Origin of the sequence: Micromonospora sonneratiae, from assembly GCF_042679305.1 — a bacterium.
GTDB classification, from domain to species: domain Bacteria; phylum Actinomycetota; class Actinomycetes; order Mycobacteriales; family Micromonosporaceae; genus Micromonospora_H; species Micromonospora_H sonneratiae.
The window spans coordinates 1-637 of the sequence record NZ_JBHTMP010000175.1; the positions used below are offsets into that span (position 1 = coordinate 1).

Sequence of the window (637 nt, forward strand, 5' to 3'; positions counted from 1 at the left end):
GCGGGTGGTGAGCCGGCGGCGTGGGGTGAGGGGCAGTTCGCGCGGCTGCCGGTGTTGAGTGGTGGTCAGGCGATTCAGGCGGTTGCCGACTTTGTGGCATCGACCCGTTCCGGGTTGGAGTTCACGGGTGATCCGGAGATGCGGCGGCACGCGGAGGCGTTGCGTCCGGAGAACGGTGTGCTCAAGATTGCCCTGCACGGGTTGCGTAGCGGTGAGGTGGTGGTCGGTCAGTACCGGATGTCGGCTGGGGACTTCGCACGCGGTCTCGCCGCGTTGGACCGTACCGGTCGGATCCATCTCGGTTCCCAGCAGATCAGGCTGGTCTCCTGTTATTCGGGTGCGGGGGACCGTTCCCCGGCGGCGGCGGTGGCTCGGATTCTGGGTCGGGAGGTTACCGGGGTCACCGAGAAGATGTGGACCTATCCCGATGGGACGGAGGTGGTGGCCAGTCCGGATGTGCACAACGGGCGGGTGCCGAGGGTGCCGGCGGATGGGTTCGAGCGGACGTTCGGTCCGGACGGGCGGGAGATCAATCCCACGCCGCCTGGTACGACGACAGCCCCGGTGTCGCAGCCTGCCGGGTCGGGTGGGGGTGGTCGGGCTGGTCCGCAGATGCATGTCGGTGGTGATGGTCGGC

At 68.3% G+C, this 637-nt stretch carries 1 protein-coding gene; it reads left to right on the forward strand.

What is annotated here, in order from left to right; translation table 11 throughout:
* On the forward strand, positions 1 to 637 hold a 637-nt coding region (locus ACFQ4H_RS34865; RefSeq protein ID WP_377579558.1), incomplete at both ends, for a hypothetical protein.